The following is a 26740-nucleotide window of genomic DNA, read 5'->3' as shown; positions in this document are numbered from 1 at the left end:
AGGTTTAGAGATGACAATTGACAATGATGATCTTTTGAACAGCATAATGGCTTCTCTTGGGAGAATAGAGACAATTTCTTTGGATGAGATTCCAAATATTGATCTTTATATGGATCAGCTGACCTCTTTTATGGATGAGAGACTTAAAAAGACAACACGTCATCCCGGAGAGGACAAGATCCTTACCAAGACCATGATCAATAACTATGCCAAGAATGATCTGCTTCCTCCGCCTGTTAAGAAGAAGTATTCCAAGGATCATCTCATTTTGCTTATAGTTATTTACTATCTCAAGAGTATTCTGTCAATCAACGATATCCAGACTCTGATAGAACCCTTAAAGCGCAGGTTCTATGGGGCAGAGGACAAGCTCGATCTTTCAAGGATATATGAGACTCTGTATCAGCTTCAGGAGGAGTCTTTAGAGCCTGTTAAAGAGGATATCACCAAGAGATATGAAAGGGCTATGCAGACCTTTGACGATCCGGATATCAATGAAGAAGAGCAGAAGAAGATGCGTCTTTTTTCATTCATAACTCTTCTTAGCTACGACGTTTATGTCAAAAAGCTGCTCATAGAGAAGATTCTGGACAACATGACAGAAAATGATGATAAGCCGGACAACAAAAAAGAAAAGAAAACCAAGGATAAGAAGTAATGGGAATTTACGATACACTCAATTCGCAGCAGAAGAAAGCAGTGCTGCAAACTGACGGACCGGTGCTTATTCTGGCCGGGGCAGGCAGCGGTAAGACCAGGGTACTGACCCACAGAGTAGCTTACCTGATTGATGAATGCGGGGTTAACCCCTGGAATATAATGGCCATCACCTTCACCAACAAGGCAGCAGGTGAGATGAGGGAAAGAGTCGATAAGATCGTGGGCTTTGGTGCCGAGAGCATCTGGGTTTCCACTTTCCACTCGAGCTGTACCAGAATACTCAGAAGATATGCAGACAAGATCGGTTACAGCAATAATTTCACGATTTATGATACGGATGATTCCAAGGCACTTATGAAGGATGTCTGCAAGAGATTCCAGCTGGAGACTCAGCAGCTCAAGCTCAGAAATATAATGGGCATCATATCCAAGTGCAAGGACAATCTGGTCAGCCCTGAAGAGTACGCTCTTTCAGCGGGCAATGACTATATCAAGACAAGAGTTTCCAAGGCATATACCGAGTACCAGCTGGCGCTGAGGAAGAATAATGCCTTTGATTTTGATGATCTTCTGATGAAGACCGTTGAGCTGTTCAAGAAGAATCCTGACATTCTTGACTCCTATCAGGAGAGGTTTAAGTACATTATGGTGGATGAGTATCAGGACACCAACAATGCGCAGTTTGAGCTTATAAGGCTCCTTGCTGACAAGTACAGAAATCTCTGCGTTGTAGGTGATGACGATCAGAGTATTTACAGATTCAGAGGCGCCAACATCAGGAATATCCTGGACTTTGAAAAGGTATATCCCGATGCTACCGTTATTAAGCTGGAACAGAACTACAGATCTACCCAGCAGATTCTTGATGCTGCCAATGCAGTTATCAGCAACAATTCAGGGCGTAAGGCTAAGGCTCTTTGGACTGACATCAAGGATGGGGAGAAGGTACACCTGCGGGAGTTTGATACTGCTCAGGAAGAGGCCGAGTATATAGCTTCAGAGATTGGAAAGCTAAAGAGAAATCATAAGCTTTCCTATGATGAGACAGCAGTTCTTTACAGGACCAATGCCCAGTCCAGACTTTTGGAAGAGAGATTCGTTTACGAGGGTATTCCCTATGATATCGTAGGTGGCACAAACTTCTACTCAAGACGTGAGATAAAAGACCTTCTGGCATATCTTAAGACCATTGACAGTGGACTTGACGATATCGCAGTCAAGAGGATAATCAATGTTCCCAAGAGGGGAATCGGCGCAACAACCATAGATAATGTTCAGGCCTACGCCGATGAGAGGCAGATCAGCTTCTTTGAGGCTCTGTGTGAAGCAGACCAGATCATGACAATATCACGTGGAAGTGCTAAGCTTACCGACTTCGTGACCATGATCAGGGCTTTCAGGACCAAGAGTAAGACTTTCTCCCTGGAAGAGCTCCTTAAGGATGTCATCGATGTTGTTGGATATATGGACTATCTGAAGACACTCGATGATGATGACGACAGTGGGGACAACGATAGAGCTGCCAACGTAGACGAGCTTATATCCAAGATCGCTGCCTATGAGGAGAACGAGGAAGTTGAGCAGCCTACTCTTACGGGATTCCTGGAAGAGGTGGCGCTGGTTGCCGATATAGACAGAATCGGAGAGGACAATGAGAAGGTCCTTCTTATGACACTTCACAGTGCCAAGGGACTTGAGTTTGAGAACGTGTATCTGGCCGGAATGGAAGAGAACGTCTTCCCCAGCTATATGGCGCTTCAGTTTGAGGACTCGGATCCTGAGGGCATTGAAGAGGAGAGAAGACTTGCGTATGTAGGCATAACAAGAGCTAAGAAGAATCTTACTCTTACAGCCGCAAGACGCAGAATGGTAAGGGGCGAGACCCAGTACAACCGTCTCTCAAGGTTTGCTCAGGAGATTCCGGATGAGCTGCTTGATCGCAACAAGCCTTTGACAGCAGCTTCCTTCCTGTACGAGGGCGGCGAGACTATTGATGATGACTTTGACTATTCATCAGACGATGATTACTTAGACGGCGGATATTCGGGAATCAAGCCTGCTTTTGCAAAGGGACTGGCTAAGAGTGCGTCCAAGAGCTCTTTTGCTAATGGAAAGTCAGAACTGGCCAATACATATAAGTTGAAGGCTAAGCCCAAGCCTAAGGTAACTAAGCCCAGAGCAGTGCCGGACAAGCCATATATAGCCGGCGCAGGTGCGACTCATGCTAAGGGACAGCTTGCAGGAATTTCCAAGGGAATGCCGATGAAGGCAGAAACTCCGGACTATGTTGTAGGCGACAGAGTATCCCACGTGAAGTACGGAGAGGGCACTGTTACAGGTCTCGAGCAGGGCCCAAGAGATTACAAGGTTACGGTAATGTTTGACGGACCGGGCCAGAAAGTAATGTACGCCGCTTTTGCAAAACTTAAGAAAATATAAGCCCGATACATGTTATAATATTTACATCAAACAATTTTTTAGGAGGGGTTACAAATGGAAGTAAAATCTAAAATTGAAGACTTAATTGAAATGACACGTATTAACGAGCTCCTGGATAAGAGAGAGGCAGCAAATGCCAAGAAGCCTTCCAACGTGATCCTTTGGGCACTGGCAGTACTCGGAGCAATTTCTGCAGTAGCAGTTATTTCTTTCCTTGTATATCGCTATATGACTCCCGCGTTTGAAGACGATTATTACGATGATGACTTCGATGATTTCGAAGATGACTTTGAGGACGAGGACTTCATCAGAGAAGGCTAAATTTTATTGTGAAGAAAAAAGATATTATCGAGGGAATTGTAAAGAAAGTTGAATTCCCCAACAAAGGAATAGTTGAAACCAGTGAAGGGAAGGTCATCGTAAAGGGTGTCCTTCCCGATCAAAAAGTATCTGTCCAGATAACAAAGCTTAGGAAGGAAAGGGCAGAGGGAAGAGTAGTGGAGGTCCTTGAGGAGTCTCCCGATGCTCAGGATAGTCCCTGCATACACTTTGGAAAGTGTGGCGGATGCAGCTATCTTACCATGCCCTATGTCAAGGAGCTTGGCCTCAAGGAACAGCAGGTCAAGACACTGCTTAAGCATGCTATGGACAGACAGGAAGGCAAGTTTACCTGGGAGGGTATCAAGACCAGCCCGGTTAAGTTTGCGTACAGAAATAAGATGGAGTTCACCTTCGGTGACGACTCCATAGGAGGCCCCCTTTGTCTTGGTATGCACAAGAGGGGCAGTTTTTATGATATCGTAACGGTCTCAGGATGCAGAATCGTTGATGATGATTATAAGGCCATTCTCTCAGCAACTCTGGACTACTTTGCCCCGATGTATGAGAGGAAGGAAATCTCTTTCTACCACAGAATGAAACAGGTGGGCTATCTTAGGCACCTCCTTGTAAGGAAGGCTGTTAAGACCGGAGATATCCTTGTGGACCTTATCACTACCTCTCAGGAAGAGCATGATCTGTCAGGCTTTACGGAGACTCTTTTATCTCTTGATCTCACCGGAAGAATTGCAGGAATCCTTCATACCAGGAACGATTCCCTTGCTGATGCGGTAATTGACGAGGGCACAGAGATCCTCTACGGACAGGACTTCTTCTACGAGTACCTGCTGGGACTTAAGTTCAGGATCACTCCGTTCTCATTCTTCCAGACCAACAGTTTGAGCGCTGAAGTGCTTTATACTACGGTAAGAGGATACATCAGAAGTTTATATGATCAGAAGAAGATCAGCCAGGATGAGATCATCTACGACCTGTACTCAGGAACCGGCACTATTGCACAGCTCCTTGCTCCTGTTGCCAACAAGGTCATAGGTGTTGAGATTGTGGAAGAGGCTGTCGAAGCAGCCAGAGAGAATGCCAAGTTAAACGGCCTGGACAACTGCGAGTTCATCTGCGGAGATGTCCTTAAGGTTCTTGACGAAATCGAGGACAAGCCTGATTTCATCATCCTTGATCCGCCTCGTGACGGCATTAACCCCAAGGCGCTTCAGAAGATCATCGGCTACGGAGTTCGTTACATGATCTACGTCTCCTGCAAGCCCACATCCCTCGCCCGCGACCTGGAGATCCTTCAGGACGCCGGATATGAGATGACTAGGGGCGTTGCTGTGGACCAGTTCCCCTGGACGAGCCATGTGGAGACAGTCGTTCTCTTGACGAAGGCAAGCGGCAGCGAAGGATGAGTGCTGTAAGCGCTGTTGTTCCGGAGAGATAACATTTTTATGACTAATTTGCAGTCCGCCGTTCTTGGCGGACTGCTATAATTCTATTTTTCTTAGAAATTGGCAGTGGCATTTTCAGTCTATTCACTGCTGATATTTCCAAAAATCAATTTATGGCAGTTGTAATTTTGAGGCGAATTCTGCTTTTTTCTTGTATTAAGAGTTAAAGAGTGAAGAAATGCTGGAAAACCTGTTGCTTTGAAGAGTTTCATTGATTTCAACCGGTGTTTTTAGTTGTAAATCCTGTTGAAAATAGCGATTTTATCAATTCCAACAGATGATTTTAGCTGGAACAACCTGTTGGGAATGATAATAATATCAATTTCAACAGGTACAATTAGATGCATTTACCTGTTGGAAAAAGTAAGTATAGAAAATTCAACAGGGCAGACACTCAAATAAACCCTGTTGATAACCATAAATAACTCAATTACAACAGGAAGAAGCTGAGAAAATACACTGTTGAAATTAAGAGAAATAAGGAAATCAACAGAGTGATATGGATCAAGCATAAGCAAGTAAGTGCATACAAAAAGAATACATTGGAGTGATCAAAAAAATAACATCAAAGAAAAGAAATAGAAATGAACAGAAAGGAACAGTAGGAATTGCAAGGATTAAAAGAATTACTGGTAAAGGAATCAAAACGAATTAAAGAAATCAAAAGAACAGTTGATGAAAGGCTCAAAGATGTTCCGGATGGAACACTTAGAATAACGACGGCAAAGAAGCAAGTCCAATATATACAATGTAAACAGGTACAATGTACGGAGACAAGTGATAGACAGGAATTCAAATTGTCCTATATTAAGAAAGATGATCTGCCATTAGCCAAACAGCTTGCTCAAAAATCATATGACCAGAAAGTCAAAAAGCTTGTGGATAGGAGAGAAAAGCAACTTGAAAGGCTGGTCAAAGAGTATAATGATGACGAAATTGTGGCTATCTATAACAGTTTGAATGACAAAAGAAAAAGTCTAATAAAGCCTGTAGAGCCCACTTACGAACAGCGCCTGGCTGAGTGGAAATCAGTCCCATATGTCGGCAAAAGCTTTGAAAATGTTAAAACTGAAATCTACAGCAAGAAGGGCGAGAGAATGCGCTCCAAATCTGAGAAATTTCTTGCGGATATGTTCTATGACATGGGCATTGAGTATAAGTATGAATGCCCATTGTATCTAAAGGGATATGGTATAGTTTATCCCGATTTCACATTGTTAAGCAAAAAGACATTTGAAGAAATATACTGGGAGCATGAAGGAAGAATGGATGATGCTGAGTATGTCGAGAAGGGTATCAGGAAAATCGATCAGTACACAAAGAATAATATCATCCCCGGAAAGCGTCTGATCCTCACATATGAGTCATCAACCTATGCGCTCAATACTACAATTGCAGAGATGCTGATCAGAGAACATTTGCTTTGAAATCAGTGCCTTGAATTTTCGACAGATAAATGGTAAAGATAAAATACAACAGGAAGATAAAGAAAGATCATCAAAGGCGCTGTCGAGTTATGATAAGGAGAACATCCATGACAAAACTAAACAAGAAGTTTCTTTCAGTGATTATGTCAATTACACTTATATGTGCAACTATCACGGGCTGTGGAAAGGCAAATACTGAAACTGTAGAAAGTGGAGACGTACAAAGTGATGTTTCAGGGCTTCCAATGGATTCATCGGTCATGACCCCATGGATCAACTCAACAATCCTCGGTATGGTCACAGAGGATGTTAATGCTGATCTTAAGGATGATTTTTACCTTAATGTGAATCATGACTGGTTGATGAATGCTAAGTTGCGCCCGGGATATCCAACCGAAATGCCTCTTCTTGACGCCGCCGATATTGTAAAAAACAGATGCATGGATATGCTTACAGATACAAGTCTTACAGGCGAAGATGCAGAAAAAATACAGAATTACTACGAACTATGGCTTGACTGGGAGGGACGAAATGAAACAGGTATCGACCCGATTATCCCATTTGTGCAAAAGGTAAGAAATGTTTCATCTCTTGATGAAATGTCAAAAGTTCTGGTTTCAGAAGAAAACTTCAAATGGGGAGTCAGTCTGGCAACGGTAGACCTTTCGCTGAACAGTGAGAACTCCATTCTCTACGAGGTTCAGATATCTCCTACAGAACTTTCACTGCAGGATTCTGCTGAATACAAAATCCTCACAGAAAATGGAAAACGTAAGCAAAAGGCAAACAAAGAAACAGCTGGCTATATGCTTGGCAGAGTTGGTTTTTCCAAAGATGAGATAGACAAAGCTTTGCAGGATATGTATGATTTTGAGGCCAAGCTGACAGAATATGAAAAGAGTGTTTTGGAAAGAAGTGACCCGACTTATGTAACGGCTTCTGTTAATCCTGTAACCATGAAGGATATTGAGACTCTTTCTCCCAATTATCCCTTAGTAGAGTATATGGAGAATTATGGCTGGTCAAAATCCAAACTTATCAATCTAAGCGAGCCGGAGTGGCTTAAGGGTTTAAATGAGCTTTATACAGAGGAAAATCTGGAGGGCATTAAGGCATATATCCTTGTCCATAGCATCGTAGCTTACATAAGTGTCATTGATGAAGAAGCATATCGCGAGTATCAGAGAATAAGCAATGAGGCTTCAGGTACAACTGAGAGTATGCCGGATACAGAACTTGCTTATTCTGATGCCAGGGAAAAGTTTCCGGGCAGCTTTGGACGCATTTATAAGGAAAAGTATTTAACTGAAGAAATGAAACAGGAGATCACAAAGCTATGCCAGGATGCTATTGACGCTTATGATAATATGTTTGACTCTGTTGACTGGCTTTCAGAAGAAACCAGAAAAGAAGCCAAAAATAAGCTTCATAAGATGAAGATAAATGCTGTCTATCCTGATAAGTGGGACGATGATTCTATCTATGTAGTTAAGTCAAAAGAAGAGGGTGGAACACTTTTGCAGGCGATACTTGATTATGGTGAAGCGTTACGAAAAGATTCCTTAAGTCGCCTCAATACCACAATCGACAGGGATATTTGGATGGTTGACATGCTTGATACAAATGCGTTCTATAATCCAATGGACAACTCCATCAATATAATACCGGGATTCTTCTGTGATGTTACTTATAGAAGTGATATGTCCTTGGAAGAAAAATATGGTGCACTTGGCAGTGTTATAGGCCATGAAATCTCTCATGCTTTTGATACTAACGGTGCTCAGTTTGATGCAGAGGGTAACCTTAATAACTGGTGGACGGACGAAGATTATGCAGCATTTAAAGAAAGAGCTGACAAGCTTGTGGCGTACTACGATAAGGTCGTAGCCTTCGATGATGGCACAGCGTACAAGGGACAGCTTGTACAGACAGAGGCTATAGCAGATATGGCAGGCTTAAAATGCATGCTAATTATGGCCGGCAAAATAGATGGCTTTGACTACGATAAGTTCTTTAGGGCAAATGCACATTTGTGGGCAAGAGTCGGAACAGTTGAATACATGGAGGCGGCTGTACTTTCTGATAAGCATCCGCTTCATTATTTGAGATCCAACGTTACTTTGGCTCAGTTTGATGAATTTGTTGATTGCTATGACATTAAAGAAGGTGACGGTATGTACATGGCACCTGAAGACAGGATTGCAGTATGGTAGAATACTCCAAATACATACTGATTTTTTAATTGCCAGGAGTCATAAAGAAGAGGATAAGTATGAATGCAAGAGAGTACCTGGATATTTTACATGTGGCAGAGAGGTTAAAAGATACACCTCGCCATTGCACAACCACAAACCGTAGAACCGAGAGCGTAGCTGAACACAGCTGGCGAATCTCGCTCATGGCATTTCTTTTAAGGCATGAGTTTCCTGAACTGGATATAGATAAGGTTGTAGATATGTGCCTTATCCATGACCTTGGCGAATGCTTTACCGGTGATATTCCTACTTTCATCAAGACAGATGACGACAGGGAAGTTGAGGATTCTCTTTTAAATAAATGGGTACAGTCCCTACCGGAAGAATTATCAAAGGATATAGCTGACCTCTATAGGGAAATGGACGCACAGGAAACAAAGGAAGCAAAGCTCTATAAGGCTCTGGATAAGCTGGAAGCTCTTATTCAACATAACGAATCACCTATAGATACCTGGTCAGAGAATGAGTATGAGCTTAACAAGACCTATGCATTTGATACAGTGTCTTTTTCCGAATGGCTTACGGAACTGAGAAAGGCTGTGCTTGACGATACTTTGAAAAAGATTGATGAAGGGAAATGAAACACCATGGAATTGAAGAGGCTATCAAAGCACATATGGTATATGCCCTTTGAGGAGGAAAGAGATCGCCCGAACCTTGGTTATGTCAAAGGTGATAATTACAGCATAGCGATTGATGCAGGCCACTCAGCTGCACATACAAGGCAGTTTTATGATCTTTTGGAAAAAGAGAACCTCCCACTTCCGAGTATGACAGTAATAACCCACTGGCACTGGGATCATACTTTTGGAATGCATGCAGTAAACGGACTGTGTCTTGCTAACGAAAAGACAAATCAGTATCTTGCTACATGGAAAGAAAAGATAGAGACAAACGGTCCCGGTGAATTTCTGTCTATGAATGAAAGCATCAGAAAAGAGTATGAAGGGAATAAGGAAGTAATAGTAGTTAAGGCTGATATGACGTTTTCCGGTGAAATCACGTTTGACCTTGGAGGCTGCACTGTCAAAGTTATGCAGACAGAAGCTCCTCATACAGATGACTCAACAGTGATTTACGTATGTGAGGATAAAGCTCTTTTCCTCGGAGATGCAACCTGCCCACAGTTCCCAAACGGTGCAAAGGATCCGGCTCTTAGCAGAAAACTTGCCGATACGATAAGGGAGATCAATCCTGATATATGCGTGGAAGGTCATTGGGTACCGGTAGAAACCGATGATACACTTGTGGATTTATTAATGCATTGACAACACTCTATGTCCGCGATATCATAGCAAACAATAAACCGATAAGGAGCACTTATGAATCAGCGCTATATGTATAACTACATGGAGATTATGTATAGACATATTCGCTTATAGCTGGATTTATCCACACAGCTGTGAGCCGATAGGTCTTATCTGTCTGTGTGGTTTTTCGTATATGATGATTTATGAAAAGCACAGGGCAGATTGTAGTCTTGCTGATGTGCTTTTTTTGTTGCATAAGACCAGCATGAAAATGGATGCTTGCAAAAAGGAGGAACATGAAATGGGACTAGAGGGAAAAGAGCTTGAAGAATTATATCTGAGACAGTACTCAGGCGCAGGAGAAGAGTATCGTTTGTTTAGTACAAAAGTAAATGAAACAGAGTACAGATTGACCATGCACTACCTCCATAGATTTCTAAAACCCGGTGACAGGATCATAGATATCGGCGCCGGCTGCGGAGTTTACACAAATGCTCTGGCTAATGAAGGTTATTCAATCGATGCGATAGACCTGCATCCGGACAACGTTGCCAGAATGAAAGAACTCTTTAAAGACGCAGAAAACATAAATGTGCACCAGGCCAATGCTATGGATTTAAAAGAGTTTCAGGATGATACCTATGACTTGGTACTTGAGCTGGGCCCTGTCTATCATCTTCATAAGACACCGGAGAGAATAGCAGCGATAAAAGAAGCTGTAAGAGTAGCTAAAAAAGGTGCACCAATATTTGTGGCATTTGTGCTTCAGGATGCTCCGCTCATACAGTACATATTCCAGCATGAGAATCCGGCTGAAGAGATAAAGACAATAGGCTACGAAAGGGACACAGCCAGAGTCACAGACAATACCGGATCATCTATATACCTTGATACTATACCCACAATAGATGAACTGACAGAGCTGGTGTTAAAAGAAGTGCCTGTCACAAAAGGCCCAAGATTTGCTCAGGATGGACTCTCACACGTCATCAGAGACTCAGTAAACAATATGTCGGAAGCGTCCTATAACGAGTGGCTTCAGTACCTGATAGCAACGGCTGAAAGAGCTGATCTGATGGGCTATTCCAACCATGTTGTGCAGGTTTTCATCAAGAAATGACGATGGCTATTTCTTGTGAGCTCCATGGTTATCGGATATAATTGAATAATGGTCCCTAGGGACGGGGGTTAGGGACCATTTTTGAACCCTGGGGACGGAGTCAAGGGCTCATTTTTTTCGACAGGTATGAAAAGAGGAGAATTAAGTATGGCGGGACAGATTACGCACATGGAAGTAGCGTACAAGCTGATAGACAGATTGGGGATTGCCGAGGGGAAGGCGGAGTACATACTCGGCTCGGTGGCGCCTGATTCGGTGCACTTTGACGAGGATTATCTGAGCAAAAAGATACATTCCCATTTATTCGAGAACTGCGGACCCTGGGGAGATACGCAGAACTACGATAACTGGATCATAAATATCAAAGCCTTTTGGAACAAATATGTGGTAAAAGAAAATGACAATATCCGAAAGGCATTCTACATCGGAATAGTCGTGCATTGCCTGACAGACTATTGGAATGACCTATCAATCTGGCGCGCTCTACAAAAAGAGATGATTCCGCCGATGACCTACGAGGAATTCAAAGAAGCATATTACCCTGAATCAAACAGAATAGACAGATGGCTCTATCAGAACATAGATGACGCCGATGAGATAATGAGACTTCTTGAAGACTCAAAGGCGGAAGATTTCGAGGACTATGTTAAGGCCACGTGCATGACGAAGATGAAAAGACATCTCATAGACGAGCAGTACAATCTTCCTGATCCTATTGATGTGTCCGGACATAAATTCTATAAAGCAGATATGATGCGCAGGTTCGTGGGCGAAGTCCCGAATCGGGTTTTCGACCAGATAAAAGAGTTTGGAGACAGCTCTCCGGTTCAGATGCTGCTTATAAATGATGACTACCTTGGACATGTAGAGACGCTTCGTCATGCTTGCAGAGGAATACTTGTAAGGGATGGAAAAGTTCTTTTGTGCCACGAGCCAAAGAGTGGACTTTACATCATTCCCGGCGGCGGAGTAGAAGGTCATGAACACTACGCTGAGTGCTGTGAGCGTGAGATGTTGGAGGAGACCGGCTACAGGACAAAGGCCGTAGCAGGATATCTTGATATTGAGGAGCTCTTTGACGTCTGGAGGCACATCAATCATTACTATATATGTGAGCTGATAGAAGACACCGGTATTCAGCACCTTACAGAGGCAGAAATGCTTGCAGGCTACACAAATGCATGGGTTCCGCTTGAACAGGCGCTGGAGATATTCGGTAAATACGAAGACTACCATGACAAGGACATAGCAATTTACGGGCTTTACAGGCGTGAACATGCTGCGCTTAATGAGTATGAGAAGTTCATCTCAGGAGGAAAGCGCAATGGATAACAGGTCTTTTGACTCAAAGAGAATAGCGCTTGGTTACGCCAAGCGCCCGTGGCTTCACAAATCTGTTATTGAACAACTGCTTAAAGACTGCAATCTTGACGCAGCATATAAATTCAAGAACGGCCTTGACGTCGGCTGCGGAGCAGGTTTATCTACAAAGGCACTTCGTCTTGTTTGCGACAAGGTGACCGGGACCGATATCGCGGACTCAATGGTAGAAGTGTGTAGAGATATTTATGGAAAAGACCTTTCGTATTCTTTTTACGCTTCAAAGGCCGAGGAGACAACAGTCCCCGAGAACAAGTACGACATAGTAACCGCCGCAGGCGTTATTAACTGGGTTGATGAGAAAAAGTTCATGGCAAATATGCTAGATGTCATGGAAGATGGTGGCCTACTCGTCATATATGATTTCGGAATAACCGACAGAATGACCGGGAGCGATGCCTACACCACATGGTATCAGAACGAGTATCTAAAGAGATTTCCTAAGCCTTTCAGAAAAGAGAATAAGTGGACTCAGGCGGATCTGCCTGAAGGTTTCACCATGGAGAAGCAGACAGAGTATGACATGGAGTATACATTTGACCTTGAATCATTTGTAGACTTCATGCTGATCCAGTCAAATGTGAATGCGCAGATCGAGGGTGGAAATATAACAGCTGATGAGGCCGGAGAATGGATAGAGATGTCTCTTGCGCCAATATTTGAACAAGGTAAAAAGAGCCTTATCTTCCATGGCTACAGCTGGTACATAAGGAAAAACAATCATTAAAACATCACCGAATGGAGAATGAAAATGCCCAAGCAGAACATATTTGACAACGAAACATTCTTTGAAGGTTACAAGAAAATTAGGGAAAAAGAATCAAACGCCAACGACCTCTTTGAAATCCCGACGCTGTTTTCTCTTTTACCAGATCTGATGGGGAAAAGAGTTCTCGACCTGGGATGCGGATATGGCGAGCACTGTATCTCTTTTATCCAAAAAGGAGCAGACAGGGTTGTGGGCATTGATATTTCGGAGAAGATGCTGGAAGTGGCAAAGGCCGAAAACAGCGATCCGAAAATCGAATATCGTCTCATGCCGATCGAGGACATTGATCAAATAACAGAGAAGTTCGACGTTGTAATAAGCTCCTTGGCACTTCACTATGTTGAGGACTTCGAAGGAGTAGTAAGGAACGTGAATTGCCTCCTTACACCCGGCGGCGAATTTATCTTTTCACAGGAGCATCCCTTTAACACCTGCCACAGTACAGGCAATCGCTGGACCAGGGATGAGAACGGTGAAAAGATACATATCAATCTGAAAAACTATGGTATCGAGAAAGAAAACGAGAGCACCTGGTTTGTAGACGGCATCAAGAAGTATCACAGAATGTTTTCAACCATAGTAAATATGCTGGTAGAGACCGGTTTTACCATAGAGAAAGTGGTAGAGCCGCTACCTGATGAAGAGCTTCTTAAGAAATTTCCGGAGCATAAAGATCTTTTCCATAAGCCGGATTTTCTGGTCATTAAGGCAAGGATACATTGAGGATCACCATGAAAAGACTTTTTGAAATTGATTTAAAAGACTATAAGGAATCAGGCAACGTATTTCGAAGACCTTCTGCCAGAGCAATCATCAGAAAGGGCGACAAGATCGCGCTGGTGTACAGCCAGAAGGAGAAGTATTACAAATTCCCGGGCGGCGGAATTCACGATGATGAGGACAAAAGACAGGCTCTTATCCGAGAGGTCAGAGAGGAAGTCGGAATGGTTGTCATTCCTGAGAGCATCAGGGAATTCGGAAGTGTCCTCCGCAGGCAAAAGAGTGATCGGGGAGAGAACACTATCTTCGAGCAGGAGAACTTTTATTACTTCTGCGATGTAGAAGACGAGCTGGTTGAGCAGGAGCTTGATGATTATGAGAGCGATGCGGAGTTTGTGCTGCGCATAGTAGATCTTGATACTGCAATCAAAGCCAATGACATATATTCCAGCGATGTCTTTTTTAACGAGGTCATGATAAAAAGAGATCTCAGAGTGCTGAGATTATTAAAGGAGTTGTGAAGCTAACCATGGAGATAAGACGAATAGAGGATAACGAAAAGATAGGAGAGTTCATCAACAGGGAGTTCACAGATTATGCTGTGGACTGTGAAGTGGCGCTGAACTTTGAGGAATTTACCTTTGCTGCAGAAGATGATGGAAAGATAGCGGGGGTCATCACGGGACGAGCATATTACAATGAGGTTCACATCGGGGACCTGATAATCGGAAAAGAGTATAGAAGAGCAGGTGTCGGCAGAAGGCTCGTGGCAGCAGTTGAGGATGCTTTCAAGGGAAAGGGGTATGAGAAAATCGCCCTTACTACCTTTGGATTTCAGGCACCGGAGTTTTATAAAAAGCTGGGCTATGAGCTTGAGTTTGTGAGAGAGGATAGGGATCCTAAGCTTTGTAAGTATTTTTACCTGAAGAAGATTTGATACTAGGAGAAAAGACCTGATGATTACTCTTGAGACAGACAGGCTGATCCTCAGAGATTACACTGAGAGCGACTTTGATGCCTACTACAAATTAAAAACCGATGATAAGACCATGTACTATATGCAGGATATCAAGCTGGACTTAGAAGATGATGCCAGGGCAGAGTTTGAAGGCGTGCTTGCAGATATGGAGAAGCTTGATAGGGAGTTTTATTTCCTGCACATGGAACTTAAAGACACCCATGAGCAGGTAGGAAGCGTCGGATACACTGTTACAGGAACAACTCCGGTTGGTAAGCTTGTTCATTTGGGATACTTCACATATCCGAAGTTCTGGGGAAACGGATATATGTCCGAGGCAGTGCAGAAGGTGCTCGAATTTGCTTTCACTCAGGACAATGTATACCGTGTCACAACCGGGTGCCTGGCTGAGAATATCGGCTCCGAGAGAGTTATGCAAAAAAGCGGGCTCATAAAAGAAGCAGAGCACATCGACTATGAGTGGCATGACGACAGAATGAAAACCCGCCTGGAGTACAGGCTTCTTCGTCATGAGTGGGAGAGTATGCATAAATGACAAAAGTACTTGTACTGGGGTGCTCCGGAAGTGGTAAGAGCACCTTTTCAATTAAACTTCATGAGAAAACAGATCTTCCGCTGTATCATCTGGATAACATATGGTGGAAGGCAGACAGAACCCACATTTCCAGGGATGAGTTTGATGAGCGGTTATCTGACCTTGTAAGTCGCGATAGTTGGATCATTGATGGAGACTACAGCAGAACTTATGAAAAGAGAATTGCAGCCTGCGATACAGTCTTTTTCCTGGATTATGGTGAGCAGGTCTGCATGGACGGTATCATAGGCAGAGTGGGTCAGGATCGCCCCGATATGCCATGGACAGAGAATCAGCTGGATCCTGAGCTTGTGGAGCTGGTTAAGAACTATGAGGAAGAAAACAAGCCGGTGCTTTACGAGCTCTTTTCCAAATATAAGGACAAAAAAGTGATCACATTCCACACTAGAGAAGAGGCAGAAAAATGGATTACAGAAATATGAATACAGACAGAATAAATGAACTTAGAAAAGAATGGGAAGCAGAGGAGAAGATTGCCCACATTCACGGCTGGGACTTTTCTCACATACATGACAGATACGAAGAGGAGGACAATCTTCCCTGGGATTACAAGAAGATAATTGAGGAGTACCTTGATCCTGACATGAAGCTCATGGATTTTGACACAGGTGGAGGAGAGTTCCTGCTATCGTTGGGACACCCTTACAAGAACACAGCAGCAACAGAAGGCTTTCCGCCAAACGTTGAGCTGTGCAAAGAGACTCTTTTACCACTTGGGATTGACTTTAAGCCCTGCGATAATGAGTCAGACATACCTTTTGCCGACAGCTCTTTTGACATAATGATCAACAGACACGGCAGCTTTGACCCCAAGGAGATACACAGACTTCTTAAGGATGACGGTATATTCATCACTCAGCAGGTGGGAGGCAAGAACGACAGGGAACTGGTGGAGATGGTTCTTCCCGGCACACCTGAGCCCTTCCCGGAGTTAGAGCTCTCTATCCAGAAAAGGAAATTTGAAGAAGCCGGATTTGAAGTGATCCGAGGCGAAGAAGTGTACAGACCAATCAGATTCTATGACGTGGGCGCATTCGTGTGGTTTGCTCGCATCATAGAGTGGGAGTTCCCCGGATTCTCAGTAGAGAAGTGCTTTGACAGGCTCCTTGAGATGCAGGAAAAAATCGACAAGAATGGCTTCGTCGAGGGAACCATCCACAGATATCTCATTGTGGCGAAAAAGTAAAAATGAGCCCTTGACTCCGTCCCTAGGGATCAAAAATGAGCCCCTGACTCCGTCCCTGGGGCTCATTTTATGTCATTTCAGTGGGGATTTTGTATAATTGAGAGGAAATGAATTGTTCAAAAAGGCAGTGATGCTATGATTGGTATATAGAAAAACGGAGGCGGTTGTGGGAGACTCATCTTTTTATCTAATCGGTTTTGTCATATTGGTTGTAATACTCATTGCCTGTATTGCTGTCCTAATAAGGAACTACATGAAGCTGATAGCCAGGAATGATGCACTTATGGAAAGCGTCGATAACCTGTGCAAGCTCAATGACAAACTCAGAATGGACAGACATGACTACCTTAACCATCTGCAGATTGTCTATGGTCTGATGGAACTTGAGGAATACGATGAAATGAATTCGTACCTCAGAAAAGTTTACAAGGAGCTGCTAAAGACAGGAAAAGCTGTAAAGACGTCAAAGCCTGCGATAAATGCACTCCTGGCAGCCAAGATGGCAGAGGCGGAAGCACAGGGAATCGAATTTCAGGTCGATGTAAAATCAGATCTAAAAAAACTAGCCATAGAGGACTGGGAGCTGTGCAAGGTTCTCTCCAATCTGATTGACAATGCCATGAAGGCACTTGAAGATTCCACCGGCGAGGAAAAGAAGCTCAGAGTGCAGATCACGGAAACCCCTGAGAGATACATTTTCAGTGTGGATGACAATGGTCCGAAGATCCCCGAAGATATAAGAGATAACATTTTCAAAAGAGGCTTTTCAACCAAGAAAGGCGAAGGCCATGGAATGGGGCTTGCAATCGTATCCGAGATTCTGGGTAAGAACAGTGGAGATATTGAACTTTCGTCAGATGACGAGGAGACAGTATTTACGGTAAGCTTTGGAAAAGGAGAATGATTATGGGAGCAGTTCAGATATTGGGAGTTATAGTCCTGATAATAGGAATACTTCTGATAGGTGTCGAGTTCTATATGCCCGGCTTTGGCTTTCCGGGAATAGCAGGTATCATCTTTACCGCAGCCGGCATCTTTCTGACCGGAAACAGCATGCAGCAAAGAGTGATAGTGGGAGTCATATCCATTGTCATAATCGCAGTAATGCTCGTGATAAGTATAGTGATATTCGGGTCAAAAAAGATAAAGTCACCCATCAAGCTTGATGAAGACCTGCCAGGCAAGAACCTGTTTATCGATGAAAAGGATATGGAGTATCTTATCGGGAAAAAGGGAGTTGCAATAACGGATTTAAAGCCCACAGGAAAGGGCGAGTTTGATGGAGTCAAGCTGGATATTCAATCTGCAAATTATTACATAAAAAAAGATTCTGTTCTTGTTATAACAGAAGTAAAAGACAACAGGATAATTGTAGAGGAGGAGAAATAAAATGATGACAACTATTATAATAGCAGCAATTGTAATCATACTTTTAATCGTGTTCTTTGCTGTGATCCCTGTTGGAATGTGGATTTCAGCAGTAGCCAGCGGGGTTAAGATCAGTATCTTTTCCCTGGTAGGAATGAAACTTAGAAGAGTTAAACCTGTAAAGATTGTTAGTCCTCTTATCAAGGCAACAAAAGCAGGTATAAATGTTACGACCAATCAACTTGAAGCTCACTACCTGGCGGGCGGAAATGTAGACAATGTTGTAAATGCACTGATAGCTGCAGAGAGAGCCAGCATGAATCTTTCCTTTGAGCAGGCATCAGCTATTGACCTTGCAGGACGTGATGTGTTTGAAGCGGTAACCATGAGCGTTACTCCCAAGGTCATTGAGACACCTCAGATTGCAGCAGTTGCAAAAGACGGTATAGAGCTTCTTGTTAAGGCCCGTGTAACTGTAAGGACCAATATCGACAGACTTATCGGTGGTGCAGGTGAGGCAACAGTTCTTGCAAGAGTAGGTGAAGGTATTGTAACAACTGTTGGCTCGGCAATCACTCACAGCAGCGTTCTTGAGAATCCCGATGATATCTCAAAGGTTGTACTTGAAAAGGGACTTGATTCCGGCACAGCTTACGAGATCATGTCCATTGATATCGCAGACATCGACATCGGCAGAAACATCGGAGCTAACCTACAGAGCCTTCAGGCAGAGGCAAACACCAAGATTGCTCAGGCTAAGGCTGAGGAGAGAAGAGCGATGGCTGTAGCTCTTGAACAGGAGATGAAAGCAGAAGTTGTCAAGGCTGAGGCAGAGATTCCAAGAGCAATGGCAGAAGCCTTGAGGTCAGGAAATATCGGAGTGCTTGACTACTACAACCTTAAGAATGTTCAGGCAGATACCAAGATGAAAAACGATATCGGCAACAGCATCGCTGAATATGTCGAGACCAAGAAAGACAAGAAATGAAGTACCATCACCGATGTTATCGGAAATGGTTTCTACAATACCTTACGGTATAGTAAGGCACATTCACGGTGCCGCTACTCCGTCGGGAAATCCCTTCGGCATACTTTAAGTGTTATATATGCGCTTGTGGCGCTTGGGAACTAAACACCTTGTATATTTTACGCACCACAGGTTCTTGTTTTATTAGATTCGTGGTGCAACCTCATATATACAGTTTTCAAGGATCCGATATGTTTATTCTATCACAAACAAATGTTCGAGTAAAGCGATTCATCCCACAACCGAACTCTTCGGAAGGGGTTTTCTCGCGCGTTATTTATAATAAACTTTGAAGGGGCGAAGTTATGATACGGGTAATGATAGTTGAGGATGAAGAACAGATTAGAAATATTCTAAAAAAGATGATCGAGAAGACTTCCGATTGCGAAGTTGTATCCTCATGCGGCAATTTCGCAGCGGCTATCAGCGACTTTATCAAGTTTCGCCCCGATGTTGTCTTCATGGATATTGACCTATCCGGTGAGAGCGGCCTTGAATGTGCCAAGGCTATTACCGAAGTCGATCCAAAGGTGAAGATAGTTTTTGCGACAGCCCACAGCGAGTATATGGCCAATGCCTTTGAGATATATGCTTTTGACTATCTCGTCAAACCCTTCGATCTTGAGAGGATAGGCAAGACACTTGGCAGGATAAAGAGTATGACAGCGGAAAAAGACACTGAGGCAAAAGCTGAAGGCTCTTTTGACAAACTGGTGATTCGCGGAAAGGAAGAGATAAATCTCATTGATACAAAAGACATCTTAATGATCGAGCGGACCGACGGCATAAGCAGGATAGTGACCAGGGATGAGACTTTCCTTACCTCATCATCTCTTTCTTCCATTCAGGAAAAGCTCGACCCCGATAAGTTCATGAGATGCCACAAGTCTTACATAATCAGAGTGGAAGCAGTAAAAAAGCTTGAGGTATATGGCAGATGGACATATACCGTAACTCTCAAGGATACAGACGAAACTGCTCTTATGACTTCTGAAAAATATAATGAGATGAAGCAGAAGCTGGTATTCTGACGAACTAAAAAACACGTTGACTTTAAAACGCATATTTGTTACTCTTTGTAATGTAATAAAAATCTTAAGGAAAGCGAGGTAATCATAATAATGAGTGCAAACAGAACAGAGCTTGTAAATGAATATAGTATGATGACCTCGGTTTATGCCTTCTGATATCTGCAAGGCGTTAATATAGTGTATTTAGACCGTGGCATTTTTGTCGCGGTTTTTTTATTGCGCTGTCTACAAGGTCTCCATACTATGGCTAATAACTAAACCTGAAAACAACATGAATTAATAAACATAATCAAGGAGACAAAACATTGAATAATTTAATAATCAGAAAAGAAACTACAAGTGACTACTACGATACAGAACTAATGACCATGCGCGCCTTCTGGAACATTCATGGTCCTGGATGTAATGAGCATTTAATGGTTCACAAGCTTCGCGGCGCTGATGAGTATCTGCCTGAACTCAGCCGTGTTGCAGAGCTTGATGGCAGGATTGTTGGAGCAATATTTTACTCAAAGGCTAAGGTCGTGGATGGCGATAAAGAACACGAAGTCCTGACCTTCGGACCTCTGGCCGTTGAGCCTACATGCTTTAGCGCAGGGATAGGAGCGGCGCTGTTAAAAGAGACTATTTCTCTTGCCGGGGCAGCAGGATACAAGGGGATCGTGATCTGCGGAGAGCCTCAGTACTATCCAAAGCACGGCTTTAAGACCTGCGACAACTTTGATATCCATCATCCGGCATTTGGAAATGCAGATGCATTTATGGCACTTCCTCTTAACGATGGGTTCGAAGATATTCACGGTCTGTTCTATGAAGCTCCTGTTTTCGAGGAGTGTGAGGATGAAGAGGAGGTAAAAGAGTTCACGGATCAATTCCCGTATTACAAGCCTCTTAAGCTTTCCTGTCAGTGGCTTCATGAAGAAAAACTCGGAAGAATATCACAGGTAAGCAAGAACAGCTATATGATAAAATTCTGGGAACAGGAAATCCCTGCAAAGCTAAAGGGCAGTTTTTACGGAGAAGATGCAGATAAGCTTCCGGTAGTTGGCGACTATGTGACATTTCGCTATAACAGACAGGGGGATTCAATGATCCTCTCTGTATGCGAGAGAACGAGTTTCCTCCAAAGGCCCGACCAAGCCAAGACGGGAGTTATGCAGTACATGGTTTCCAACGTGGACTACTGCTTTATTGTTACATCTCTTAATGAGGACTATAACTACAACCGTATAGCGAGGTACGCAAGTGTTGCACTTCAGGGTGGTTCTACTCCTGTCGTGATCCTTACCAAATCCGACCTCTGCAACAACACAGGAAGATATGTGCGTGAGGTGGAGCAGATTTCTGATAAAGTGCGCGTTCATGCAATTTCAGCGATCTATGGCATCGGCCTTGAGGAACTCAGAGAATATCTGATCCCCGGAAATACGATCTGCCTTATGGGCTCTTCCGGTGTCGGGAAATCAACGCTTGTCAACACTCTGATAGGGGAGGACATCATGAAGACCTCAGAGATCAGAGAGGATGATGACAAGGGACGCCATACTACAACCATCAGAAGACTCATAGAGACATCAAACGGTATCTGCTTTATTGACACTCCCGGAATGCGCGAAATAGGCATGGCAAACACCGCTGAAGGTATTGATGATACCTTTTCCGATATTGTAGAATTGGAATGTCAGTGCAAATTCAGTAACTGCAAGCACGAGACTGAGCCCGGATGCGCAATTAAGGCTGCCATCGAAAGCGGAGAGCTCTCCCCTGAGAGATATGCGCTGTACAAGAATCTTGGCTCAGAGAATACCAAGAACTACGCCAAGAAAAAAGAAATTTCCAAGTGGGCCAAGGCATATAAGAAAAACAATAACAGGTACATGGAATGAAATCTTTTATAAGACTTACGGATCACAAAAAAGAAGAACTTCTTAAGATATTTGAGATTGCCGATACCATCGAGGAGTATGACGGATTCCTTAAGGGGAAGACCATAGTTATGTTCTTTCCGGCATCCAGCATAAGAACCAGAGTGTCTTTTGAAAAAGGAATATATCTTCTCGGTGGCCAGTCCATATTGTTCGATCCAAAGACACTGGATAAGAAGGAAGAAATAAAGGATGTGTGCGGATATCTGCAGAACTGGGCAGATGCTGTTATAGTGCGTTATCCGGATATTGACATGATAGACAGGATGGCTGATGCAATGTCAGCCCCTGTTATTAATGCCATGACTGATGACAATCATCCCTGCGAGATAATGTCCGATCTCTACACGCTTTCTGGGATCAGAGAGGATTACCTGAGTGATGAGTATCTGTTTGTCGGCGGCGATGGAAATATCGGAAGAGCCTGGAAAGAGGCATCGGACGCCTTTGGCTTTTCGCTTACTCATTGCGGCCCTGGCAAATACAAGATTCCCGGAGCTTCTTTTGATGAGAGATTGGAGAGTGCAATTGTTGGAAAAGACATTGTCTGCACCGATTCAATTCCGGCGAGTATGCTGGAGGATTTTAAGAACTATCAGGTGACAAAAGACCTGATGGAACATGCCAATGATAAGGCAGTCCTAAATCCGTGTTCTCCGTTCTATCGCGGAGAAGAAGTATCTGCGGAAGTGATCGATTCCGATTTCTTTGTGGGATATGAGTTTAAAAAGAACCTGTTGAAAGTTCAGCAGGCAATCATGATATATGCCATGAGCTGAAGGAAAAGAGGAGTTTGTTATGAAAATACTTGTTGTTGGCGGTACAAGATTTTTTGGAATTCCTATGGTCAATGCACTACTTTCTGCCGGCCATGATGTGACGATTGCAACCAGAGGAAATGCCAAGGCAGAATTTTCCGGTGAAGTTCGGAATGTAATCTTCGACAGGACAGATTCTGCAAGTGTAAAAAGAGCTTTAAGCGGACTTGAATTTGACGTAATAATCGACAAGATTGCCTATGGCTCCAATGATGTAAAAGCTCTTTTGGAGAATGTATCCTGTGACAGGTATATTCAGATGTCCAGCTGTTCTGTGTATCATGAAGAGCATGCGAATATCAGAGAAGTGGAGTTCATAACTAGTAATCACCCTTTAAAATGGCAGGACAGACTTCCCGATTATCCCGAGACCAAGCGAAATGCAGAGCGTGCGGCTCTTGAGTTTATGGATGAAGCTTCCTGCACCTTTGTGAGATATCCTGTTGTTCTGGGAGAGAATGACTATACCGGGCGACTTCGTTTCTACGTCGATCATATAAGGAACAAAAGTCCCATGTACGTTGATGATATGGACTGTGCAATGTCTTTTATCCATGAAAAAGAAGCAGGGGAGTTTATCGCATACCTTGCAGATCACCCATGTGACGGCGCTGTAAACGGCTGTTCAAACGGAGTCATAAAGATTTCGGAGATAATTGATTATGCTGAAAAGAAAATCGGTAAGATTGCGATTCTTGATGCTGCCGGCGACGCAGCGCCATACAACGGACTGACAGATACACTTAGCTTTAATACTGACAAGGCGAGAGGCATTGGCTATACATTTTCGGATTTAGGTGATTGGATATATGGGCTATTGGATAATTGCAACGCTTGCAGCGTTTTATGTTAAGGGGCTTTGCGGATTCGCAAATACTCTGGTTTTTACGTCGATTTTAAGTTTTACGGCAGCTAATATAAACATCTCTCCTTTGGAGCTAGTTCTTGGATATCCGACAAACCTGATAATAAGCTGGAAAGAGAGAAAGTCGATAGACCTTAAGATTGTTCTTCCGCTGGCGGTCATGGTGATAGTCGGAAGCTTTGGTGGAGCTCTTTTCCTGAAGAATGCGGATATCACGCTGGTCAAGATAATCTTCGGCGTGCTGGTGATAATTGTCGGAATAGAGATGCTGCTCAGGGAATTGTCCCATAAGAAGATGGAGAGCTCGAAGATACTACTTACAATAATAGGAATTCTGTCAGGCTTTCTTTGCGGACTTTTTGGAGTCGGCGCACTGCTTGGCGCCTACGTTGGCAGGACGACAGATAATATGAAGTCTTTCAAAGCCAACATCTGCACAGTATTTGTGATTGAGAATACCTTCAGAATAGGTCTTTATCTCTTCTACGGAATTCTCACTGTTGCTGCCTTGAAAAGAGCCTTGGTGCTTGCACCATTCATGCTTATCGGACTGGTGGCAGGAATGCTCAGCGCCGGAAGGATAAGCGAACATGTGGTAAAAAAGATTGTGATCATCCTACTGATCGTATCAGGAATCGCACTGATTCTGAACAATATACTTTAAAGAGGTTCATTTTGAACCTCTTATTTTTTGCTTATTTGCAAAAAAGTTGTTGACTCTGACGTTACGTAATACTTTAAGCTATAATTACACGTGAAGGAGAAGAAAGCCATGATGACAGTAAATGAAGTAAGTAAACTGACAGGAGTGAGTATACGCACTTTGCAGTATTATGACAAAATAGGGCTTCTTGCGCCGGCGGAGTATACCGAGTCCGGATATAGGCTGTATGACGATGCAGCCCTGGAGAAGCTGCAACAGATTTTACTGTTCCGGGAGCTGGAGTTTCCGTTAAAAGACATAAAAGAAATTGTGACCAGATCTGATTTTGACAAGAGGAAAGCACTGGATCAGCAGATTGGGCTCCTGGAACTTAAGAAAGAGCACATTGAAAACCTGATCGATATGTGCAAAGGACTAAAACTGAGAGGAGTGAGAAAATTGGATTTTAAAGCATTTGATATAAGTAAAATTGATGAATACGCAAAAAGGGCAAAAGAGCAGTGGGGAAAGACTCCCGAATTCAAAGAGTTTGAAGAAAAGGATAAGAACCGCACCGATTCTGAAAAGGCAGATATGATGGCTGATTTCATGAAGATATTCGAGGAGTTTGGCGCCATGAAGGAGCAAGATCCTGCATCTGCTAAGACCCAGGCTCAGGTTAAGAAGCTTCAGTCCTACATCACAGAGCATTTCTACCACTGCACCGATGAGATTCTCTTTAGCCTTGGCAAGATGTACGCCGGAGGCGGAGAGTTCACCGACAACATAGACAAGATGGGCGGCGAAGGAACTGCAGAGTTTGTCTATCAGGCAATAAAGGTATATTGTGGCAAGTAATAAATTGTCAGTAAAAATAACCTATAGACTGAAAATTGTATTGACAACACATAATACGCCCTTTATACTAACAACTAATTATTTCGGAGGAAAGTTCACCATATGACAAATACACGTCTCGTCAACAGAATGGTCTTGGTAATGCTCGTGAATATTTATCAGGAGTTTTGTTTACCATGTGAGATGAGGTAGAACTTTCAGTGTAGAAAGTATTATGTATGATTTAGACCTTATCAAGCACATGTTTGGTAAGGTCTTTTTTTATACAAAAGGAGGGAAATTATGAGAATCGAAGAAGAGACAATCACATTAAAGGACGGAAGAGAACTAACACTAAGATCCCCCGAGGAAAAAGACGCACAGGCAATGCTGGACTACATGATAAAAACTGCAGAGGAAACTCACTTCCTTGTAAGATATCCGGAGGAGATTCAGACAACACCTGATAAAGAAAAAGAGATAGTAAACTTCGTGCTTGAAGCAGATGACCGCGTATGGTTCACAGCGTTTGACGGCGAAAGAGCTGTTGGCAACTGCTCAATTTCTCGAAACAGAAACCATATCAAATTAAAGCACAGATGCGATTTAGCAATTGCACTGACTCAGGACTATACAGGGGGCGGACTTGGCACGATCCTGATGGAAAGGGCAATCGCAAAGGCAAGAGATATGGGCTTTGAGCAGATTGAACTCGGGGTATACGAAGACAATGAAAGAGGCCTTGCCCTATACAGGAAGATGGGATTTAAAGAGACGGGCAAGATTCTTAGAGCATTCAAACTCAAAGACGGCACATACTTCGATGAGATAAATATGGTCCTGTTTTTATAAGCAGGTATAAGCAGAGGGAGGACATGAAATGATAATAAAGAATGAGATACCAATACTTGAATACGATGATCATTCAGCTGAAGTTATAACTCCGAACCACGACTGGCCGGAGCTTCAGCTTCCGAAGAAGTGCCTGTTTACATTTTTGGGAGACGTGGTTTCAAAATTTGCGCAGGAGCATAATGCAGAAATTGTTGAGAAATTCATCACGGTTTCACATACCGTTGAGATATATGTTCTTCATGAAGAGGGTGAGGATATATGCCTTGTACAGTCTCTGATAGGGGCTCCGGGAGCTGCTTCCCTCATTGACTGCCTCATAAGCTGCGGCTGTGAGAAGATAATTGCCGTAGGCTCATGCGGAGTTCTTGCAGATCTTCCTGAGAATGTCTTTATTGTTCCAACAAAAGCTCTCAGGGCTGAAGGCACATCCTACCACTATCTCCCGGCCTCAAGGTATATCGAGCTGGATAAAGAGCCTGTGGCAGCAATAGAGAGGTGTTTTAATAAACATGATCTTCCATTCGTGACCTGTACAACCTGGACTACGGATGCATTTTTCAGAGAGACAAAAGACATGGTAAAATATCGTTTAGAGGAAGGATGCTCTGTAGTTGAGATGGAGTGTGCTTCACTTGCCGCAGTATGCAGAAAGCGAGGAGCAAGCTTTGGCCAGTTCCTATTTACAGCTGATTCTCTTGCAAATGTTCATGAATATGACGTAAGAGATTTTGGAACAGGTTCTCACGAAAAGGCTTTGCTGCTGGGACTGGACGTACTGAAGGAATACACAGACTGACAGGAAAGGAACCA

28 protein-coding genes are annotated in these 26740 nt (G+C 43.3%); all 28 read left to right on the top strand.

Annotation, left to right across the window (positions count from 1 at the left end; translation table 11 throughout):
• Nucleotides 1-10: 10 nt before the first annotated feature.
• The 28 genes from G633_RS0107635 (at nt 11) to G633_RS0107500 (ending at nt 26726) form a co-directional block, all read left to right on the top strand.
• The gene (locus tag G633_RS0107635; protein WP_026519569.1) at nt 11-658 is read left to right on the top strand and encodes a DUF1836 domain-containing protein; all 648 of its coding nucleotides are present in this window, start codon (nt 11-13) and stop codon (nt 656-658) included.
• A complete protein-coding gene (locus G633_RS0107630) occupies nt 658-3099 on the top strand; it encodes an ATP-dependent helicase (protein WP_026519568.1) in 2442 nt (813 codons plus the stop codon). The genes G633_RS0107635 and G633_RS0107630 overlap by 1 nt, the downstream gene beginning before the upstream one ends.
• A gap of 54 nt (nt 3100-3153) precedes the next feature.
• Nucleotides 3154-3420, top strand: a complete 267-nt coding sequence (locus G633_RS17755) for a hypothetical protein (protein WP_022768382.1) — start codon at nt 3154-3156, stop codon at nt 3418-3420.
• An 8-nt stretch (nt 3421-3428) separates the two neighbouring features.
• Nucleotides 3429-4841, top strand: coding sequence for a 23S rRNA (uracil(1939)-C(5))-methyltransferase RlmD (gene rlmD, locus G633_RS0107620; protein WP_026519567.1), 1413 nt, complete (start codon nt 3429-3431; stop codon nt 4839-4841).
• A gap of 647 nt (nt 4842-5488) precedes the next feature.
• Entirely contained in the window at nt 5489-6307 is an 819-nt protein-coding gene (locus G633_RS0107615; protein WP_026519566.1) for a hypothetical protein, read from the top strand.
• A 107-nt stretch (nt 6308-6414) separates the two neighbouring features.
• A complete protein-coding gene (locus G633_RS0107610; protein WP_026519565.1) occupies nt 6415-8520 on the top strand; it encodes a M13 family metallopeptidase in 2106 nt (701 codons plus the stop codon).
• A 59-nt stretch (nt 8521-8579) separates the two neighbouring features.
• Complete coding sequence (locus G633_RS0107605; protein ID WP_026519564.1) at nt 8580-9143, top strand: HD domain-containing protein; 564 nt, start codon at nt 8580-8582, stop codon at nt 9141-9143.
• Between the two features lie 6 nt (nt 9144-9149).
• Entirely contained in the window at nt 9150-9830 is a 681-nt protein-coding gene (locus tag G633_RS0107600) for an MBL fold metallo-hydrolase (protein WP_026519563.1), read from the top strand.
• A 283-nt stretch (nt 9831-10113) separates the two neighbouring features.
• On the top strand, nt 10114-10932 hold the full coding sequence (locus G633_RS0107595; RefSeq protein WP_026519562.1) for a class I SAM-dependent methyltransferase: 819 nt from the start codon (nt 10114-10116) through the stop codon (nt 10930-10932).
• Nucleotides 10933-11079: 147 nt separating this feature from the next.
• Entirely contained in the window at nt 11080-12264 is a 1185-nt protein-coding gene (locus G633_RS19925) for an NUDIX domain-containing protein (protein ID WP_196804244.1), read from the top strand.
• Nucleotides 12257-13039 (top strand): class I SAM-dependent methyltransferase, encoded by a 783-nt coding sequence (locus G633_RS0107585; RefSeq protein ID WP_026519560.1) that lies wholly within the window; start codon nt 12257-12259, stop codon nt 13037-13039. The genes G633_RS19925 and G633_RS0107585 overlap by 8 nt, the downstream gene beginning before the upstream one ends.
• 24 nt (nt 13040-13063) lie before the next feature.
• On the top strand, nt 13064-13804 hold the full coding sequence (locus G633_RS0107580; RefSeq protein WP_026519559.1) for a class I SAM-dependent methyltransferase: 741 nt from the start codon (nt 13064-13066) through the stop codon (nt 13802-13804).
• Between the two features lie 8 nt (nt 13805-13812).
• Nucleotides 13813-14322, top strand: a complete 510-nt coding sequence (locus G633_RS0107575; protein ID WP_026519558.1) for an NUDIX hydrolase — start codon at nt 13813-13815, stop codon at nt 14320-14322.
• An 8-nt stretch (nt 14323-14330) separates the two neighbouring features.
• Entirely contained in the window at nt 14331-14738 is a 408-nt protein-coding gene (locus G633_RS0107570; RefSeq protein ID WP_026519557.1) for a GNAT family N-acetyltransferase, read from the top strand.
• A gap of 19 nt (nt 14739-14757) precedes the next feature.
• Nucleotides 14758-15315 carry a GNAT family N-acetyltransferase gene (locus G633_RS17750; RefSeq protein ID WP_035771116.1) on the top strand — a complete coding sequence of 186 codons (558 nt, stop codon included), beginning with the start codon at nt 14758-14760 and terminating at the stop codon, nt 15313-15315.
• On the top strand, nt 15312-15797 hold the full coding sequence (locus tag G633_RS0107560) for an adenylate kinase (RefSeq protein WP_026519556.1): 486 nt from the start codon (nt 15312-15314) through the stop codon (nt 15795-15797). The genes G633_RS17750 and G633_RS0107560 overlap by 4 nt, the downstream gene beginning before the upstream one ends.
• On the top strand, nt 15779-16561 hold the full coding sequence (locus G633_RS0107555; RefSeq protein ID WP_330363341.1) for a methyltransferase domain-containing protein: 783 nt from the start codon (nt 15779-15781) through the stop codon (nt 16559-16561). The genes G633_RS0107560 and G633_RS0107555 overlap by 19 nt, the downstream gene beginning before the upstream one ends.
• A gap of 166 nt (nt 16562-16727) precedes the next feature.
• Complete coding sequence (locus G633_RS17745; protein ID WP_051200034.1) at nt 16728-17465, top strand: sensor histidine kinase; 738 nt, start codon at nt 16728-16730, stop codon at nt 17463-17465.
• Nucleotides 17466-17467: 2 nt separating this feature from the next.
• Complete coding sequence (locus G633_RS0107545; protein ID WP_026519554.1) at nt 17468-17950, top strand: NfeD family protein; 483 nt, start codon at nt 17468-17470, stop codon at nt 17948-17950.
• 1 nt (nt 17951) lies between these two features.
• The gene (gene floA / locus G633_RS0107540; RefSeq protein WP_022768398.1) at nt 17952-18917 is read left to right on the top strand and encodes a flotillin-like protein FloA; all 966 of its coding nucleotides are present in this window, start codon (nt 17952-17954) and stop codon (nt 18915-18917) included.
• A gap of 344 nt (nt 18918-19261) precedes the next feature.
• Nucleotides 19262-19987: a LytR/AlgR family response regulator transcription factor gene (locus G633_RS0107535; RefSeq protein ID WP_026519553.1), complete on the top strand. Its 726-nt coding sequence runs from the start codon at nt 19262-19264 to the stop codon at nt 19985-19987.
• A gap of 305 nt (nt 19988-20292) precedes the next feature.
• Nucleotides 20293-21873, top strand: coding sequence for a ribosome small subunit-dependent GTPase A (gene rsgA, locus G633_RS19225; RefSeq protein ID WP_051200033.1), 1581 nt, complete (start codon nt 20293-20295; stop codon nt 21871-21873).
• A complete protein-coding gene (locus tag G633_RS0107525; RefSeq protein ID WP_026519552.1) occupies nt 21870-22691 on the top strand; it encodes an ornithine carbamoyltransferase in 822 nt (273 codons plus the stop codon). The genes rsgA and G633_RS0107525 overlap by 4 nt, the downstream gene beginning before the upstream one ends.
• A 19-nt stretch (nt 22692-22710) precedes the next feature.
• A complete protein-coding gene (locus G633_RS0107520; RefSeq protein ID WP_026519551.1) occupies nt 22711-23583 on the top strand; it encodes an NAD-dependent epimerase/dehydratase family protein in 873 nt (290 codons plus the stop codon).
• On the top strand, nt 23540-24259 hold the full coding sequence (locus G633_RS0107515) for a sulfite exporter TauE/SafE family protein (protein WP_026519550.1): 720 nt from the start codon (nt 23540-23542) through the stop codon (nt 24257-24259). Before G633_RS0107520 ends, G633_RS0107515 begins: the two co-directional genes overlap by 44 nt.
• 108 nt (nt 24260-24367) lie before the next feature.
• Nucleotides 24368-25096 (top strand): MerR family transcriptional regulator, encoded by a 729-nt coding sequence (locus G633_RS0107510; RefSeq protein ID WP_026519549.1) that lies wholly within the window; start codon nt 24368-24370, stop codon nt 25094-25096.
• Nucleotides 25097-25378: 282 nt separating this feature from the next.
• Complete coding sequence (locus tag G633_RS0107505; protein ID WP_026519548.1) at nt 25379-25927, top strand: GNAT family N-acetyltransferase; 549 nt, start codon at nt 25379-25381, stop codon at nt 25925-25927.
• Nucleotides 25928-25955: 28 nt separating this feature from the next.
• Nucleotides 25956-26726, top strand: coding sequence for a nucleoside phosphorylase (locus tag G633_RS0107500; RefSeq protein WP_026519547.1), 771 nt, complete (start codon nt 25956-25958; stop codon nt 26724-26726).
• Nucleotides 26727-26740 lie beyond the last annotated feature (14 nt).

The organism is Butyrivibrio sp. FCS006, assembly GCF_000424525.1.
In the GTDB taxonomy this organism is placed as follows: domain Bacteria; phylum Bacillota; class Clostridia; order Lachnospirales; family Lachnospiraceae; genus Butyrivibrio.
The sequence above is the reverse complement of the archived record's forward strand: the minus strand, read 5'-3'. Positions and strand labels throughout refer to the sequence as shown.

What these genes read in the sequence shown, in the direction of transcription:
- G633_RS0107635 (WP_026519569.1), top strand. Translation starts at nt 11, where the DNA reads ATGACAATTGACAATGATGATCTTTTGAACAGCATAATGGCTTCTCTT.
- G633_RS0107630 (WP_026519568.1), top strand. Translation starts at nt 658, where the DNA reads ATGGGAATTTACGATACACTCAATTCGCAGCAGAAGAAAGCAGTGCTG.
- G633_RS17755 (WP_022768382.1), top strand. Translation starts at nt 3,154, where the DNA reads ATGGAAGTAAAATCTAAAATTGAAGACTTAATTGAAATGACACGTATT.
- G633_RS0107610 (WP_026519565.1), top strand. Translation starts at nt 6,415, where the DNA reads ATGACAAAACTAAACAAGAAGTTTCTTTCAGTGATTATGTCAATTACA.
- G633_RS0107605 (WP_026519564.1), top strand. Translation starts at nt 8,580, where the DNA reads ATGAATGCAAGAGAGTACCTGGATATTTTACATGTGGCAGAGAGGTTA.
- G633_RS0107600 (WP_026519563.1), top strand. Translation starts at nt 9,150, where the DNA reads ATGGAATTGAAGAGGCTATCAAAGCACATATGGTATATGCCCTTTGAG.
- G633_RS0107595 (WP_026519562.1), top strand. Translation starts at nt 10,114, where the DNA reads ATGGGACTAGAGGGAAAAGAGCTTGAAGAATTATATCTGAGACAGTAC.
- G633_RS19925 (WP_196804244.1), top strand. Translation starts at nt 11,080, where the DNA reads ATGGCGGGACAGATTACGCACATGGAAGTAGCGTACAAGCTGATAGAC.
- G633_RS0107585 (WP_026519560.1), top strand. Translation starts at nt 12,257, where the DNA reads ATGGATAACAGGTCTTTTGACTCAAAGAGAATAGCGCTTGGTTACGCC.
- G633_RS0107580 (WP_026519559.1), top strand. Translation starts at nt 13,064, where the DNA reads ATGCCCAAGCAGAACATATTTGACAACGAAACATTCTTTGAAGGTTAC.
- G633_RS0107575 (WP_026519558.1), top strand. Translation starts at nt 13,813, where the DNA reads ATGAAAAGACTTTTTGAAATTGATTTAAAAGACTATAAGGAATCAGGC.
- G633_RS0107570 (WP_026519557.1), top strand. Translation starts at nt 14,331, where the DNA reads ATGGAGATAAGACGAATAGAGGATAACGAAAAGATAGGAGAGTTCATC.
- G633_RS17750 (WP_035771116.1), top strand. Translation starts at nt 14,758, where the DNA reads ATGATTACTCTTGAGACAGACAGGCTGATCCTCAGAGATTACACTGAG.
- G633_RS0107560 (WP_026519556.1), top strand. Translation starts at nt 15,312, where the DNA reads ATGACAAAAGTACTTGTACTGGGGTGCTCCGGAAGTGGTAAGAGCACC.
- G633_RS0107555 (WP_330363341.1), top strand. Translation starts at nt 15,779, where the DNA reads ATGGATTACAGAAATATGAATACAGACAGAATAAATGAACTTAGAAAA.
- G633_RS0107545 (WP_026519554.1), top strand. Translation starts at nt 17,468, where the DNA reads ATGGGAGCAGTTCAGATATTGGGAGTTATAGTCCTGATAATAGGAATA.
- floA (WP_022768398.1), top strand. Translation starts at nt 17,952, where the DNA reads ATGATGACAACTATTATAATAGCAGCAATTGTAATCATACTTTTAATC.
- G633_RS0107535 (WP_026519553.1), top strand. Translation starts at nt 19,262, where the DNA reads ATGATACGGGTAATGATAGTTGAGGATGAAGAACAGATTAGAAATATT.
- G633_RS0107525 (WP_026519552.1), top strand. Translation starts at nt 21,870, where the DNA reads ATGAAATCTTTTATAAGACTTACGGATCACAAAAAAGAAGAACTTCTT.
- G633_RS0107520 (WP_026519551.1), top strand. Translation starts at nt 22,711, where the DNA reads ATGAAAATACTTGTTGTTGGCGGTACAAGATTTTTTGGAATTCCTATG.
- G633_RS0107515 (WP_026519550.1), top strand. Translation starts at nt 23,540, where the DNA reads ATGGGCTATTGGATAATTGCAACGCTTGCAGCGTTTTATGTTAAGGGG.
- G633_RS0107510 (WP_026519549.1), top strand. Translation starts at nt 24,368, where the DNA reads ATGATGACAGTAAATGAAGTAAGTAAACTGACAGGAGTGAGTATACGC.
- G633_RS0107505 (WP_026519548.1), top strand. Translation starts at nt 25,379, where the DNA reads ATGAGAATCGAAGAAGAGACAATCACATTAAAGGACGGAAGAGAACTA.
- G633_RS0107500 (WP_026519547.1), top strand. Translation starts at nt 25,956, where the DNA reads ATGATAATAAAGAATGAGATACCAATACTTGAATACGATGATCATTCA.